The following is a 14838-nucleotide window of genomic DNA, read 5'->3' on the forward strand; positions in this document are numbered from 1 at the left end:
CCTACACTAGCGGCAATTGTTAATTTGCAGCCCTGTGCTTCCCGCCCGATGGCGGGAAGCTGGCATCTGCGCAACGAACGGAATATCAAGCATGCGCATTCCTCGCATCCATCATCCAGAACGCCTCATTGTCGGCAGCCAGATCGCGCTGAGCGATGACGCGGCCAACCACGTCGGCCGCGTCCTGCGCATGACCGCCGGTCAGCACCTACAGCTTTTTGACGGCAGTAACCAGGTGTTTGACGCGGTCATCACCGAGGCCGGTAAGAAAAACGTTACGGTTGAGGTGCTCAGTGGCGAACCTGACGATCGGGAATCGCCGCTGCATATCCATTTAGGCCAGGTGATGTCCCGCGGCGAAAAAATGGAATTCACCATCCAGAAATCGATCGAACTCGGGGTAAGCCTCATAACGCCACTGTTTTCCGAGCGCTGCGGCGTTAAACTGGATGCCGAACGTTTGCAGAAAAAGATCCAGCAGTGGCAGAAAATCGCTATTGCCGCCTGCGAACAGAGCGGTCGTAACGTGGTACCGGAAATACGTCCGGCGATGCAGCTGGAGGCGTGGTGCGCCGAGCAGGACAGCGGGCTGAAGCTCAACCTGCACCCGCGCGCCAGCGCCAGCATTAACACGCTGCCGCTGCCGGTTGAACGCGTCCGTCTGCTGATTGGCCCGGAAGGCGGGCTGTCGGCTGAAGAGATAGCGATGACCGCGCAATACCAGTTTACTGATATCCTGTTGGGACCGCGCGTTCTGCGTACAGAGACTACTGCGCTCACCGCCATCACCGCCCTACAGGTGCGTTTTGGCGACTTAGGTTGAGGCGTTAACGGAGAAGAACCATGATCAAGCTCGGCATCGTGATGGATCCCATCGCAACCATCAACATCAAGAAAGACACCAGCTTCGCTATGTTGCTGGAGGCGCAGCGTCGCGGCTATGAACTCCATTATATGGAGATGAACGACCTCTATTTGATCAACGGCGAAGCCCGCGCCCGGACGCGCACGCTGAGCGTCGAACAGAACTACGATAAATGGTATGACTTCACCGGCGAGCAGGATCTGCCGCTGGCGGACCTTGACGTCATCCTGATGCGTAAGGATCCGCCGTTTGATACCGAATTTATTTATGCCACCTACATCCTGGAGCGGGCGGAAGAGAAAGGCACGCTTATCGTCAACAAGCCGCAGAGTCTGCGCGACTGTAACGAGAAGCTGTTCACCGCCTGGTTCTCTGAACTGACTCCGGAAACGTTGGTCACCCGCAATAAAGCCCAGCTGAAAGCCTTCTGGGAAAAGCACGGCGATATCATCATGAAACCGCTCGACGGCATGGGCGGCGCCTCTATTTTCCGGGTTAAAGCCGGCGATCCAAACCTTGGGGTGATTGCCGAGACGCTGACCGAACTGGGCAGCCGCTACTGCATGGCGCAGAACTATCTGCCGGCCATTAAAGATGGCGACAAGCGCGTGTTGGTAGTGGATGGAGTGCCCGTGCCTTACTGCCTGGCGCGAATTCCGCAGGGTGGCGAGACCCGCGGCAATCTGGCCGCCGGCGGCCGCGGCGAAGCCCGCCCGTTGACCGAAAGCGACTGGGAAATCGCCCGCCGCGTCGGCCCGACGCTGAAGGCCAAAGGCCTTATCTTCGTCGGCCTGGATATCATCGGCGACCGTCTGACGGAAATTAACGTCACCAGCCCCACCTGCGTACGCGAAATCGAAGCCGCCTTCCCGGATATTTCGATCACCGGTATGCTGATGGACGCTATCGAAAGACGTATCGATAAATAAGCACGACGGCGGACCAACGTCCGCTTTTGGCGCAGCGAGCGCGGATTACCGCGCTCGTGAAACGTTGCCAGCCTGACGCCACTCGGGCGCCGGCCAGATAAAGTGCATCGACACCATTCTACTTTGCCCGCATACTGGGTGTTGCTTTTTTGAACCAGGAACGAACCTCTGACAATGAATTTACAGCATCACTTTCTGATTGCCATGCCCGCGCTTCAGGACCCCATTTTCCGCCGCTCCGTAGTCTATATCTGCGAGTACAACGACGAGGGTGCCATGGGCATTATTATCAATAAGCCGCTGGAAAATCTGCAGGTGGAAGGGATCCTTGAGAAGCTCAAAATTGTCCCGGAGCCGCGCAATCCAGAGATCCGTCTGGATAAACCGGTGATGCTGGGAGGCCCGCTGGCGGAAGACCGCGGCTTCATTTTGCATACCCCGCCCTCTGACTTTTCCTCGAGCATTCGCATCTCGGATAACACGGTGATTACCACCTCGCGGGATGTTCTTGAAACCTTAGGTACCGATCGGCAGCCGGGCAACGTGCTGGTTGCGTTGGGCTACTCTTCGTGGGAGAAAGGGCAGCTGGAGCAGGAGATTTTAGATAATGCCTGGCTCACCGCCCCGGCGGATCAGAATATTCTTTTCCGTACGCCGATCGCCGATCGCTGGCGCGAGGCGGCTAAACTGATTGGTATCGACATTGTGACGATGCCAGGCGTCGCGGGGCATGCGTGATGAGCGGAACCTTTCTCGGCTTTGACTTTGGCACCAAAAGCATCGGCGTGGCGGTGGGACAACGCATCACCGCGACCGCACGACCATTACCGGCGCTGAAGGCGCAGGACGGTAAACCGGACTGGAACGTCATCGAAAAACTGCTTAAAGAGTGGCAGCCTGAGGCGGTAATCGTCGGCCTGCCGCTCAATATGGACGGCACCGAGCAACCGCTGACGGCGCGCGCGCGTAATTTCGCCAATAAAATTCATGGCCGCTTTGGCGTCGCGATCCTTCTCCACGATGAACGACTGAGTACGGTTGAGGCCCGCGCGGGCCTGTTTGAACACGGCGGCTACCGGGCGCTGAATAAAGGCAGCGTCGATTCGGCCTCTGCCGTAGTCATACTGGAAAGCTACTTCGAGCAGAGCTTTTAAACTCTGCCCTCCTGCGCCGCCGGCGGACCGCTGACGGCGCACGTTTACCCGCTTAGTGGCGCAGATGTTCGTTAGCCCAGCTCACCGCCTGGGTGCGATTTTTCACGCTCAGTTTACGAAACACATTGTACAGGTGCGTCCGCACCGTGTTCTCGCTGATAAACAGCGCGCGGGCGATATCCAGGTTCGTCGCGCCGCAGCGCAGTTCGTTGAGGATCTCGCATTCCCGCTCGGTCAGCGGCGAGTTCTCTACTGGAGTCGATGCATGGTCCGCAGCGTACATCGCCGGGTGCATCACGCTCAATTCAGCCGTCTGCTCGCCGTTCAGCACGGCCTTAACGCCCTCAATTAAGCGCGATTCATCATCGTCATGACGGAACACGCCATATAAAGCCGGCCACTGCGCCATTTCGTATAGCTCATACTTTTGTGCGCTATTAATAATCAACAAACGAGGATTATCTGCCTGCAGGCGAATAATATCCCGCCACACCCCGTTTAATTTCTTATTTGACACTGCAATATCAAATAATATTACAGAATCTTTTGCCAAACGCTGCGCCAGCGGTTTATTAATATTTTGTAAAACCACCGGTGCCATCAGGGTTTCGCTCAGATAGCTGGCAAAGGCTTTGCTTTGAATAGACGGGTGGGTAATAAAGGTTACCTGACGAGAAGATGATGAATTTCCATTTAAATTAATCACTTAAAACTCTCCTTAGCTGTTACCCACCGCCATGGTGGTTAAATGAATAAAAAAAGATACAAACAGTCGTGAATTTATAAATCACCAAGGTAATTTACAAACTGAAACGTTATTCCATGAGAATCATCCTATTCCCACAAACAGCATAAATCGAATGACTCAAAGCTGTCAAAAGATAATCAAACTTTTTTCCTGGAAATGCGTATTCACTGTCGACATATCTAATCTGAATGTGTTATTTGAATTTATAATCAAAAGTTATTTGTATTACCAAATAATATTAATAAACAACAAATAAACATTCATCTAACATATCATTTAACCTGTCATATCAATCTCTTTCTCATCTTATAGCGCGCCTGCAGCGACACGTTGCTGAAAACTCTGGGTAAAGGTCAACATTCCGGCCTGCATCCCGGTCTGCATCACACCAGGCAATTGATGTACTTTTCCTTCACGGATCAAATTCGCCACCGCTGGCGTGTTGACCAGAAGCTCGTATAGCGCAACTCTCCCGCCCTGACGTGCAGGTAACAATTTTTGCGCCAGCACCGCGCACAGGCTTCCGGCAAGCTGGCTACGAACCTGATCTTTCTCCTCCGCCGGAAAGACATCGATCAATCTCTCCACCGCCGGCGCCGCGCCGCGGGTATGTAATGTCGCCATTACCAGGTGCCCGGTCTCCGCCGCGGTTAACGCCAGGCGAATGGTTTCGCTGTCGCGTAGCTCCCCGAGCAGGATCACATCCGGATCCTGGCGCAGCGCCACGCGGAGCGCCGCGGCGAACGAAGGACAGTGACGGCCAACTTCCCGCTGCTGGATCAGACAGCGCTCGCTGTGATGAATAAATTCCACCGGATCTTCAAGCGTCAGAATATGGCCATCAAGATGCTGATTGAGGTGCCCCACCATTGCCGCCAGGGTGGTCGACTTGCCGCTGCCCGTCGCTCCGGTGACCAACAGCAAACCACTCTCTTCCGCCAGCAGTTCGCTCAGCGCAGGCGGGGCGCCGAGCATATCCAGACGCGGGCACTGTTCAGGAAGGAGACGCAGCACCAGCGATATCCCACGCGTATGGGCGAAGGCGCTGGCGCGCAGCCGCGCACCGCAGGCCAGGTTCAGCGCAAAGTCAATCTGGCCGTGTTCCTGCCAGTGCAGTAACTGTGCGGCATCGAGCCAGTCGTTGAGTAAATTCGCAATATCCGGCGCGGGAAAGGGCGCGGGCTCCAGCCTGCCCTGCCGCCGCCAGCGCGGTGCGGCGGAATTGCACAGGTGTAGATCGGAGACATTATGCTTTACACTAAGGGCTACGATTTCTTCCAGCTTCATAACTCATCCTCGGAATATGAACGATATTGCGCATAACCTGGCACAGGTCCGGGACAAAATCTCCGGTGCTGCCGCCCGATGCGGGCGTGCGCCAGAAGAAGTGACATTGCTTGCAGTGAGTAAAACGAAACCTGCGAGCGCGATCGAAGAAGCCATTGCGGCAGGCCAGCGGGCATTTGGTGAAAACTACGTCCAGGAGGGCGTGGAGAAGATTAACCATTTCCAGCAGGCTGGCGTCAGCGGGCTGCAGTGGCACTTTATTGGCCCCCTGCAGTCCAACAAAAGCCGGTTGGTGGCAGAGCATTTTGACTGGTGCCACACCGTCGATCGGCTGAAAATCGCCACCCGCCTGAACGAGCAGCGCCCGGCGCATTTACCGCCGCTGAAGGTGCTGATTCAAATTAACATCAGCGATGAGCAGAGCAAATCCGGCATCCCGCTGGAAGCGCTCGACGGCTTAGCGGCGGAGATCGCTGAGTTACCTCATCTGGAACTGCGCGGCCTGATGGCCATCCCCGCGCCTGAGTCAGAATATGTAAGGCAGTTTGCCGTCGCCCGGCAAATGGCGGTAGCATTTGCGCGATTAAAAACGCGGTACCCCACGGTCGATACGTTGTCTCTGGGAATGTCGGACGATATGGAAGCCGCAATCGCGGCGGGAAGCACGATGGTGCGCATCGGTACAGCCATTTTTGGTGCGCGCGACTACAGCAAATAATAAGGAATCTGAGGAACGCCATGAAGACGTTGACTTTCCTGCTTTCAACGGTCATTGAGCTTTACACGATGGTCGTGTTGTTACGCGTCTGGATGCAGTGGGCGCGCTGCGACTTTTACAACCCGTTTTCGCAGTTTGTGGTGAAAGCCACGCAGCCGATTGTCGGACCGCTGCGCCGGATTATCCCGGCAATGGGGCCGATTGACAGCGCCTCGCTGCTGGTGGCATTTATTCTCTGCGTCATCAAAGCGATCGTGCTGTTTATGGTGATCACCTTCCAGCCGATCATCTGGATCTCCGCTCTGCTTATTCTGCTGAAAACCATCGGCTCGTTGATCTTCTGGGTACTGCTGTTGATGGCGATCATGAGCTGGGTCAGCCAGGGCCGTAGCCCGGTGGAGTATGTGCTGATGCAGCTGGCGGACCCGCTGCTGCGCCCTATCCGCAACCTGCTGCCGTCGATGGGCGGTATCGATTTCTCGCCGATGGTGCTGGTATTGCTGTTGTACGTAATCAATATGGGCATCGCCGAAGTGCTGCAGGCCACCGGTAATGTACTGCTGCCGGGGCTGTGGATGGCGCTATGAGTGCCGTTGAAACCTGCGCTGACGGGCTGGTGCTGAGGCTGTACATTCAGCCTAAGGCCAGCCGCGATAGCATCGTGGGCGTACATGGCGACGAGCTTAAAGTCGCCATTACCGCCCCGCCCGTTGATGGCCAGGCCAATGCCCACCTGGTGAAATTTCTCGCCAAACAGTTCCGCGTCGCCAAAAGCCAGGTACTGATTGAAAAAGGCGAGCTGGGCCGCCATAAGCAAGTTAAAATCATCGCCCCACAACAGATCCCGACTGCGGTCGCGGCGCTAACTGAATAAACAGGATTCATCATGCAAAAAGTCGTCCTCGCTACCGGCAACGCCGGCAAAGTGCGCGAACTGGCCTCGCTGCTGGAAGATTTTGGTCTCGATATCGTCGCTCAGACCGAGCTGGGCGTGGACTCTGCGGAAGAGACCGGCCTGACCTTCATTGAAAACGCGATTCTGAAAGCGCGCCACGCGGCGCAGATCACCGGCCTGCCGGCCATCGCCGACGATTCCGGTCTGGCCGTCGATGCTCTTGGCGGCGCGCCGGGTATTTACTCCGCACGCTATTCCGGCGTCGATGCCAGCGACCAGCAGAATCTTGAGAAGCTGCTCGACGCGTTAAAGGACGTGCCGGACGACCAGCGTCAGGCCCAGTTCCACTGCGTGCTGGTCTATCTGCGCCATGCCGAGGATCCCACGCCGCTTGTGTGCCACGGCAGCTGGCCTGGGGTAATCACCCGACAAGCCGCCGGTCATGGCGGCTTCGGTTACGACCCGATCTTCTTCGTCCCGTCAGAAGGGAAAACCGCGGCCGAACTGAGCCGTGAAGAAAAGAGCGCCATTTCCCATCGCGGGCAGGCGCTGAAACTGTTACTGGAAGCATTACGTAATGGCTAATTTGCCGCCGCTGAGTCTCTATATCCATATTCCCTGGTGCGTGCAGAAATGCCCGTACTGCGATTTTAATTCGCATGCGCTGAAAGGCGAGGTGCCGCATGATGACTACGTCCAGCATCTGCTGAACGATCTGCAGGCTGATGCGCACTATGCCCAGGGACGGGAAATAGGCACTATTTTTATCGGCGGCGGTACGCCGAGCCTGCTGTCCGGCCCGGCCATGCAAACCCTGCTCGATGGCGTCCGCGCCTGCCTGCCGCTGGCCGCCGGGGCGGAAATCACCATGGAAGCCAACCCGGGTACCGTGGAGGCCGATCGCTTCGTTGATTATCAGCGCGCCGGGGTGAACCGCATCTCCATCGGCGTACAAAGCTTTAGCGAACCGAAGCTGCAGCGCCTGGGGCGGATCCACGGCCCGGAGGAGGCCAAGCGCGCAGCACGTCTCGCCAGCGGCCTCGGCTTGCGCAGCTTCAACCTCGACCTGATGCACGGTCTGCCGGACCAGTCGCTGGAGGAGGCGCTGGACGATCTGCGTCAGGCGATTGCCCTCAACCCGCCGCACCTGTCGTGGTACCAGCTGACCATTGAGCCGAACACCTTGTTCGGCTCCCGGCCGCCGGTGCTGCCGGATGACGACGCGCTATGGGATATTTTCGAGCAGGGGCATCAGCTGCTGAGCGCCGCCGGCTATCAGCAGTACGAGACGTCCGCCTATGCTAAGCCAGGCTTCCAGTGTCAGCATAATCTCAACTACTGGCGCTTTGGCGACTACCTCGGCATCGGCTGCGGCGCGCACGGCAAGATCACCTTCCCTGACGGACGCATTCTGCGAACCGCCAAAACCCGCCACCCGCGCGGGTATATGGAAGGCCGTTACCTTGAGCGTCAGCATGATGTGGAAGAAGCGGATAAACCGTTTGAGTTCTTTATGAACCGTTTTCGCCTGCTGGAGGCCGCGCCGCGCGCGGAGTTCAGCTTGTATACCGGCCTTGATGAGCAGGTTATCCGTCAGCAAATCGATGCCGCTATCGCCGAAGGCTATCTGCTGGAAGATGCGCAAAACTGGCAAATTACCGAGCACGGTAAACTGTTTTTAAATTCGCTGCTGGAGCTGTTCCTCAGCGAAGAGTAATCCCTGCGGGCGGCACGTCGTCGCCCGTATCTTTCCCCTTACATCCTCTCCCGCTACGGTCAAATCGACTGGCGTTTTTTTGTTCACTTATTTGCAGCGAATCACAAAATCCGATCGACTTTTTTCCTTTTCTTGACTCATTTTTTGCGCAGTGGTAATCCTGCTTCATCGGTTGAGCAAATGTAAAACCGACGTATCCTACATGTGAATTATTGGTAACTCTGATTAAAAAAGTCTCTGTAACGTCGGCGCAACCCGGCGGGCTTAAGCCTATAAAAAAGAGGGTAACACAATGAATTACCGTAATATTTTTATCACACTCGCCGCACTATCCGGCACCGTCACGGCTTCAGCCTGGTCTGCAGAGTCCGCCACCGTGGCCTTTTTAATGCCCGATCAGGCCTCTACCCGCTATGAACAGCACGACTTCCCCGGTTTTAAGGCGGAAATGAGCAAGCTTTGCGCGGATTGTAAGGTCATCTATCAGAATGCCAACGCCAACGCGTCGCTCCAGCAGCAGCAGTTCAACTCGGTTATCGCCCAGGGGGCGAAAGTGATCGTCCTGGATCCGGTTGACTCTTCCGCCGCCGCCGCGCTGGTCGAAAACGCCCAAGCGCAGGGGGTCAAGGTCATTGCCTATGATCGCCCGGTACCAGACAAACCGGCTGATTTCTACGTCTCATTTGATAACGAGGGCATTGGCTACGCCATCGCAAAATCTCTTACCGACCATCTGAAAGCGAGCGGCGTGCCGCAGGATGCCGGCGTGCTGCAAATTAACGGTTCGCCAACCGATGCCGCCGCAGGGCTGATCCGCGACGGTATCCATCGCGGATTGAAAGAGTCCGGTTACAAAACGTTGGCCGAATTCGACACCCCGGAGTGGGCGCCGCCGAAAGCCCAGGAGTGGACCGCCGGGCAGGTTACCCGCTTTGGCGACAAAATTAAGGGCGTGGTCGCGGCAAACGACGGTACCGGCGGCGGCGCAATTGCCGCCTTTAAGGCTGCCGGCGTCCAGCCGCTGCCGCCGGTCACCGGCAATGACGCCACTATCGCCGCGCTGCAGCTGATCATCGCTGGCGATCAGTACAACACCATCTCCAAGCCATCGGAGATCGTCGCCGCGGCGGCGGCCAAAGTGGCGGTTGATTTTATCCAGGGCAAAAAACCGCAGGCCAGCACCACCCTGTACAACACCCCTTCCCAGCTATTTACCCCGGAAGTGGTGACGGCCAAAAACATCAAAGCGGAAATCTTCGATAAAAAAATCCAGACCTGGGATCAGGTGTGTAGCGGCGAGTACGCCGCCGCCTGCCAGAAGTTAGGCATCAGCAAGTAACTTTTGCCCCTGCGCCCGCCGCGGCGGGCGCGATTTCGCCATTATTGAGGTCGTTTTGTATGCCGCAACAACAACACAACTCCGCCGCCGGGCGGCCAATACTGCAACTGCGCAACGTCTCTAAACATTTTGGCGCGGTGTCCGCGCTGACGGATATCGAATTAGAAGTCCACGCCGGCGAGGTGGTCGCGCTGGTCGGCGACAACGGCGCGGGCAAATCCACGCTGGTGAAGATCCTCGCCGGCGTCCACCAGCCGACCTCCGGCACCATTGAGTTTGACGGCAACCCCGTCACCCTCGATAGCCCCGGCAAGGCGCTGGAATACGGTATTGCCACGGTGTTTCAGGATCTGGCGCTGTGTGAAAACCTTGATGTGGTGGCAAACCTGTTTCTGGGTCATGAAATTTCGCCGTTCCAGCTCGATGAAGTGGCGATGGAAGTGAAAGCCTGGACGCTGCTGCAGGAGCTGGCGGCACGTATTCCGTCGGTACGCGAACCGGTGGCATCGCTTTCCGGCGGCCAGCGGCAGACCGTCGCCATCGCCCGTTCGCTGCTGCTGAACCCTAAAATCATTATGCTCGATGAACCCACCGCGGCGCTGGGCGTCGCGCAGACCGCGGAAGTGCTCAACCTGATTGAGCGCGTTCGCGAGCGCGGGCTTGGCGTCATCATCATCAGTCACAACATGGAAGACGTTCGCGCCGTCGCCGACCGTATCGTGGTGCTGCGTCTCGGGCGCAACAAAGGGATCTTCACGCCCGATGCTTCTAATCAGGATCTGGTCGCCGCGATCACCGGCGCGACGGAAAACGCCGTCTCACGCCGGGTTGAACGTAAATCACAGCCAACGACTTCCGGAGCGATGTAATTTTATGAACAGTAAGACCGCATCCCACACCGCGCTGGATCGCAGCGATGAGCGCGTTCGTCACGACGAGGGGCTGTTCGGCGCCCTACGCGCGCAGATAACCCGCATCAAAACCGGCGATCTCGGCACCGCGCCGGTGATAGCCGGGCTGATTGTGATTTCCCTGGTTTTCACCTTCCTCAACCCGGTCTATATCGCGCCGAATAACCTGGTGAACCTGCTGTTTGACTGCGCGACGGTCGGGTTTATCTCGCTCGGCATCGTCTGCGTGCTAATGCTTGGTGAGATAGACCTGTCGGTCGGCTCCATGAGCGGCCTGGCATCGGCTATCGTCGGCGTGCTGTGGGTGAACGCAGGATGGCCGCTGGCGGGAGCCATCGCCGTGGCGCTGGCCTGCGGCGTGGCCGTCGGGCTGGTCTACGCGCTGCTGTATACCCGCGTCGGAATGCCGAGTTTCGTCGCCACTCTCGCCGGCCTGCTGGCGCTGCTGGGTATGCAGCTGTATATCCTCGGGCCGAGCGGCAGCATCAACCTGCCCTATACTTCGCCGCTGGTGCGCTTTGGCCAACTGCTGGTGATGCCCGGCTGGTTCTCACACCTGATGGCATTGCTGCCAGGGCTGGCGATCCTTATTTTTGGCCTGAAAAAACGCTCGCGGCGCCTGGCGGCCAATCTCTCCGCCGAGGGAGTCAGCTCGCTAGTGGCGCGCGCGATCGCGCTGACGATTATCTTCGAGGCCGCGGTGCTTTACCTCAATCAGGGGCGCGGTATTCCATGGATTTTCGGTCTCTTTGTCGCCTGCGTGATGATCCTCAACTACGCGCTGAAACGGACAAAATGGGGTCGCTCGATGTTCGCGGTTGGCGGCAACCGTGAAGCGGCGCGCCGTTCGGGCATTAACGTGCGGGCGATTTATGTGAGCGCTTTCGTCCTGTGTACCACGCTTGCGACCTTCGGGGGCATTCTCGCGGCGTCGCGACTGGCTTCCGCCAGCCAGCAGGCCGGCACCGGCGACGTCAACCTCAACGCCATCGCCGCGGCGGTGATCGGCGGCACCAGCCTGTTTGGCGGACGCGGCAGCGCCTGGTCCGCGCTATTGGGGATCATCGTGATTCAGTCGATTTCAAATGGGCTGACGCTGTTGAACCTGCCGTCTTCGCTGCGCTATATCATTACCGGCGCGGTACTGGCGATTGCGGTAATCATTGATTCTCTGGCTCGCCGTTCACGCGTGTCGCACGGCCGCGCCTGAGTGGCGAAGTGCGCGGCCCAAAGGTATGCGGGCCGCGAAATTTTGATTATTTTAACGAGCCAACCAGCGCTTTGCGGCTGTCCTCCAGCGATACCACCCGGCTGCAGACGTCCTTACCAAACTGCTGGAAATCGGCCTCCTGGTTTTTCCATTCCTCCTGAATCGCCGTTTGCAGGCCGCCGAGGCTGCCAAGAATGCCCTGTAACGGATTACCGCCGCCTTTGAGCACCGCTTTGGCGCCCATCTCGTTAATGCTGTCCTGCAGAATGCCGCCCATCGCCTGATTCACCAGCTGCTGGCCATCGGCGCGTACCTGGTCGATGGCTTTATAGTGGAAGGTCAGGCCATCGCTGCGGCGCTCAATTATGCGGTTCATCTGTTCTTTCAGCTGCGCGTCCAGTTTGGTCAGGCGACCGTGCATGCTGCTGTTGGCGCCAACCTGTTCGGTAATGATTTTATCCAGCGCCTTGCGGCTTTTTTCGACTCGCGAACGCGCGCCTTCGTCAATCCACGGCAGGCTGCTGCGCAGGCTGGCCTGATAATCCTGCGCCTGTTCGCGCTGGGCGGCGCTGAGCGCATAGGCCTTGCCGTTAAAGGTCAGATTGCCGTCCGGCTTTATCACCAGATCGCCGTTTTCCCCTTTCACCTGCACCTGCTGCGGGCTGAGGATCACATCGTCACGCGGCGTGACGCTACACTGGTAGTCCGCATGGGCAGACAAAGCGGTGATGGAGAGCGCCACCGCCAGCAGCGTTTTACGCATCATAAAACTCCCTTAAGACAAAACGGGCCGGCAATTGCCGACCCTTGTCAAACTTAGTCCCACCAGACGTCAAAAAGTTCGCTGGTGCGCACATCCTCTAACTTACGCGCTTCCAGCCATTTGCGTACGATAGCCTGATGCTCTTCAGTGCACTTACCAATCTCCTGCATGCAGATGAGCCCTTCCCAGGAGAGATAACCGCTGCCGTCGAAGGCCAGCTTGTTCGGCTCTATCACCTCTTCGATCAGATCGTTGACCGTCTGGTCGATCTGCTCTTCGCTGGTCCCTTCCGGGAAACGCCAGGCGACGGAGAAGCCTAACTCCTGAAACTCATCGATATGCATTTTTTTACGCAGACGACGGCTACGATTCTTGGCCATTATTTCACCCTCTCGAACATTAAGTCCCATACGCCGTGGCCGAGACGATGGCCACGCTGTTCAAATTTGGTTACCGGGCGCGATTCCGGGCGCGGTACGTAATCGTTGCTTGCCGACTGGTTACGATAGCCTTCCAGCGAGGACATGACTTCCAGCATATGCACGGCATAAGCTTCCCAGTCGGTCGCCATATGGAAGACGCCGCCGAGCTTCAACTTGCTTTTCACCAGCTCAGCGAAAGGCGGCTGCACGATACGACGTTTATTATGACGCGCTTTATGCCACGGATCAGGGAAAAACAGTTGCACCATATTCAGCGAGTTATCCGGGATCATGGTATGCAGCACTTCCACTGCATCGTGACACATTACGCGCAGGTTTTGTACGCCTTCTTCTTCCGCAGAAGCCAGACAAGCGCCAACGCCCGGGGAGTGTACTTCAATGCCGAGGAAATTCTGTTCCGGTTTGGCTTTCGCCATCGCCACCAGCGAGGCGCCCATCCCGAAGCCAATTTCTAAGGTGACCGGCGCGTCACGGCCAAACAGGGCGGCGAAATCGAGCGGCGCATCGTTGAATTCAACGCCCATCACCGGCCAAATGTTATCCAGCGCATGCTGCTGCCCTTTCGTCAGGCGGCCCTGGCGACGGACGAAGCTACGAATACGGCGCAGCGGGCGACCGTTTTCATCGAATTCCGGAGAGATGACGTCGTTTTTCATAAAAGTTTGGTCTGCTTGTGAATGTGTTCGGAAAACGGGCATTATCCAAAGTTACCCGGCGGATGCAAGGGTTTACAGCCACTCGCCCTTATGCTGCAATCTGCCCCCCTGTAATCGCGATCCCGGAGCCGTAGCTTTGACTTTTCTCGCCACGCAATTTTCAGCCCAGGTTCTGGACTGGTACGACAAATACGGGCGTAAAACCCTGCCCTGGCAAATCGCCAAGACGCCCTACAAAGTATGGCTCTCCGAAGTGATGTTGCAACAAACCCAGGTGACCACGGTAATCCCCTATTTTGAACGCTTTATGGCGCGTTTCCCCACGGTGGTGGATCTCGCCAACGCGCCGCTGGATGAAGTGCTGCATCTGTGGACCGGTCTGGGCTACTACGCGCGGGCGCGCAACTTACATAAAGCCGCGCAGCAAGTCGCCACACTACACGGCGGGGAATTCCCCCGGACCTTTGACGAAGTGGCGGCGCTACCCGGCGTCGGGCGCTCAACGGCGGGGGCGATTTTATCCCTTTCGCTCGGTCAGCATTATCCGATTCTCGACGGCAACGTGAAGCGCGTGCTCGCCCGCTGCTATGCTGTCAGCGGCTGGCCGGGGAAAAAAGAGGTGGAAAAACGGCTGTGGGACATCAGCGAAGAGCTCACCCCGGCAGAGGGCGTCGAGCGCTTCAACCAGGCGATGATGGATCTCGGGGCAATGGTTTGCACCCGCTCGAAGCCGAAGTGCGAGCTGTGTCCGCTGAGCAACGGCTGCGTGGCCTACGCGAACCATTCATGGGCGGAATACCCGGGCAAAAAACCGAAGCAGACCCTCCCGGAACGCACCGGCTACTTCCTGCTGATGCAGCACGGCGACGAGGTGTTTCTTTCCCAGCGTCCGCCGGTGGGTCTGTGGGGCGGGTTGTTCTGTTTTCCGCAGTTTGCAGACGAAGCGGAGCTACGCGAGTGGCTGGCGCAGCGCCAGATAAAGGCCGATAATCTGACGCAATTAACCGCTTTTCGCCACACTTTCAGCCATTTCCACCTGGATATTGTGCCGATGTGGCTTACAGTGCACTCATGTGGCGCATGCATGGATGAAGGCAACGCACTCTGGTATAACTTAGCGCAGCCGCCGTCGGTCGGTCTGGCGGCCCCCGTGGAGCGCTTGTTGCAACAGCTAAAAGCCGGAGCGCCGGTATAAATTTTTCG

At 57.5% G+C, this 14838-nt stretch carries 18 protein-coding genes; 13 read left to right on the forward strand and 5 right to left on the reverse strand.

Annotation, left to right across the window (positions count from 1 at the left end; all coding sequences use genetic code 11):
• Positions 1-91: 91 nt before the first annotated feature.
• From rsmE to ruvX, 4 genes are all read left to right on the forward strand, one after another.
• Positions 92-823, forward strand: a complete 732-nt coding sequence (rsmE, locus tag BHE81_RS15065; RefSeq protein ID WP_002916597.1) for a 16S rRNA (uracil(1498)-N(3))-methyltransferase — start codon at positions 92-94, stop codon at positions 821-823.
• Positions 824-843: 20 nt separating this feature from the next.
• The gene (gene gshB / locus BHE81_RS15070) at positions 844-1794 is read left to right on the forward strand and encodes a glutathione synthase (RefSeq protein WP_023286872.1); all 951 of its coding nucleotides are present in this window, start codon (positions 844-846) and stop codon (positions 1792-1794) included.
• A gap of 174 nt (positions 1795-1968) precedes the next feature.
• Complete coding sequence (locus tag BHE81_RS15075; RefSeq protein WP_002916603.1) at positions 1969-2532, forward strand: YqgE/AlgH family protein; 564 nt, start codon at positions 1969-1971, stop codon at positions 2530-2532.
• Positions 2532-2948 carry a Holliday junction resolvase RuvX gene (gene ruvX, locus BHE81_RS15080; protein WP_002916605.1) on the forward strand — a complete coding sequence of 139 codons (417 nt, stop codon included), beginning with the start codon at positions 2532-2534 and terminating at the stop codon, positions 2946-2948. Before BHE81_RS15075 ends, ruvX begins: the two co-directional genes overlap by 1 nt.
• Before the next feature lie 52 nt (positions 2949-3000).
• On the opposite strand, the gene BHE81_RS15085 is transcribed toward ruvX, so the two are convergent.
• Together BHE81_RS15085 and BHE81_RS15090 are read right to left on the reverse strand one after the other, a co-directional pair.
• Complete coding sequence (locus BHE81_RS15085) at positions 3001-3654, reverse strand: LuxR family transcriptional regulator (protein ID WP_002916607.1); 654 nt, start codon at positions 3652-3654, stop codon at positions 3001-3003.
• 348 nt (positions 3655-4002) lie between these two features.
• Positions 4003-4983, reverse strand: coding sequence for a type IV pilus twitching motility protein PilT (locus tag BHE81_RS15090; RefSeq protein ID WP_004149811.1), 981 nt, complete (start codon positions 4981-4983; stop codon positions 4003-4005).
• A gap of 16 nt (positions 4984-4999) precedes the next feature.
• Here BHE81_RS15090 and BHE81_RS15095 point away from each other — a divergent pair, with 16 nt between their 5' ends.
• The 8 genes from BHE81_RS15095 to BHE81_RS15130 all read left to right on the forward strand — a co-directional run bounded on the left by BHE81_RS15095 (position 5000) and on the right by BHE81_RS15130 (position 11773).
• Positions 5000-5701 carry a YggS family pyridoxal phosphate-dependent enzyme gene (locus BHE81_RS15095; protein ID WP_004144780.1) on the forward strand — a complete coding sequence of 234 codons (702 nt, stop codon included), beginning with the start codon at positions 5000-5002 and terminating at the stop codon, positions 5699-5701.
• Between the two features lie 20 nt (positions 5702-5721).
• Complete coding sequence (locus BHE81_RS15100) at positions 5722-6288, forward strand: YggT family protein (protein WP_002916613.1); 567 nt, start codon at positions 5722-5724, stop codon at positions 6286-6288.
• Entirely contained in the window at positions 6285-6575 is a 291-nt protein-coding gene (gene yggU / locus BHE81_RS15105) for a DUF167 family protein YggU (protein ID WP_002916614.1), read from the forward strand. Before BHE81_RS15100 ends, yggU begins: the two co-directional genes overlap by 4 nt.
• A gap of 12 nt (positions 6576-6587) precedes the next feature.
• Positions 6588-7181: an XTP/dITP diphosphatase gene (locus tag BHE81_RS15110; RefSeq protein ID WP_002916615.1), complete on the forward strand. Its 594-nt coding sequence runs from the start codon at positions 6588-6590 to the stop codon at positions 7179-7181.
• Positions 7174-8313, forward strand: a complete 1140-nt coding sequence (hemW, locus tag BHE81_RS15115; protein ID WP_016529066.1) for a radical SAM family heme chaperone HemW — start codon at positions 7174-7176, stop codon at positions 8311-8313. Before BHE81_RS15110 ends, hemW begins: the two co-directional genes overlap by 8 nt.
• Before the next feature lie 292 nt (positions 8314-8605).
• Entirely contained in the window at positions 8606-9652 is a 1047-nt protein-coding gene (locus tag BHE81_RS15120; protein ID WP_004185615.1) for a sugar ABC transporter substrate-binding protein, read from the forward strand.
• Between the two features lie 59 nt (positions 9653-9711).
• A complete protein-coding gene (locus BHE81_RS15125) occupies positions 9712-10521 on the forward strand; it encodes an ATP-binding cassette domain-containing protein (protein WP_004181271.1) in 810 nt (269 codons plus the stop codon).
• Positions 10522-10525: 4 nt separating this feature from the next.
• Positions 10526-11773: a sugar ABC transporter permease gene (locus BHE81_RS15130; RefSeq protein WP_004181281.1), complete on the forward strand. Its 1248-nt coding sequence runs from the start codon at positions 10526-10528 to the stop codon at positions 11771-11773.
• Between the two features lie 46 nt (positions 11774-11819).
• Here the strand turns inward: BHE81_RS15130 and BHE81_RS15135 are convergent, their stop codons facing one another.
• The 3 genes from BHE81_RS15135 to trmB are packed head-to-tail and all read right to left on the reverse strand — an operon-like array spanning position 11820 to position 13635.
• Positions 11820-12539 carry a DUF2884 domain-containing protein gene (locus tag BHE81_RS15135; RefSeq protein ID WP_019704316.1) on the reverse strand — a complete coding sequence of 240 codons (720 nt, stop codon included), beginning with the start codon at positions 12537-12539 and terminating at the stop codon, positions 11820-11822.
• A gap of 50 nt (positions 12540-12589) precedes the next feature.
• Positions 12590-12916, reverse strand: a complete 327-nt coding sequence (locus tag BHE81_RS15140) for a YggL family protein (protein WP_002916620.1) — start codon at positions 12914-12916, stop codon at positions 12590-12592.
• Positions 12916-13635, reverse strand: a complete 720-nt coding sequence (trmB, locus tag BHE81_RS15145; RefSeq protein WP_002916627.1) for a tRNA (guanosine(46)-N7)-methyltransferase TrmB — start codon at positions 13633-13635, stop codon at positions 12916-12918. Before trmB ends, BHE81_RS15140 begins: the two co-directional genes overlap by 1 nt.
• 136 nt (positions 13636-13771) lie before the next feature.
• On the opposite strand from trmB, the gene mutY reads away from it, so the two are divergent.
• Positions 13772-14830 carry an A/G-specific adenine glycosylase gene (mutY, locus tag BHE81_RS15150; RefSeq protein ID WP_004185621.1) on the forward strand — a complete coding sequence of 353 codons (1059 nt, stop codon included), beginning with the start codon at positions 13772-13774 and terminating at the stop codon, positions 14828-14830.
• Positions 14831-14838 lie beyond the last annotated feature (8 nt).

The organism is Klebsiella sp. AqSCr (genome assembly GCF_008452795.1).
Taxonomy (GTDB): Bacteria; Pseudomonadota; Gammaproteobacteria; order Enterobacterales; family Enterobacteriaceae; genus Klebsiella; species Klebsiella pneumoniae.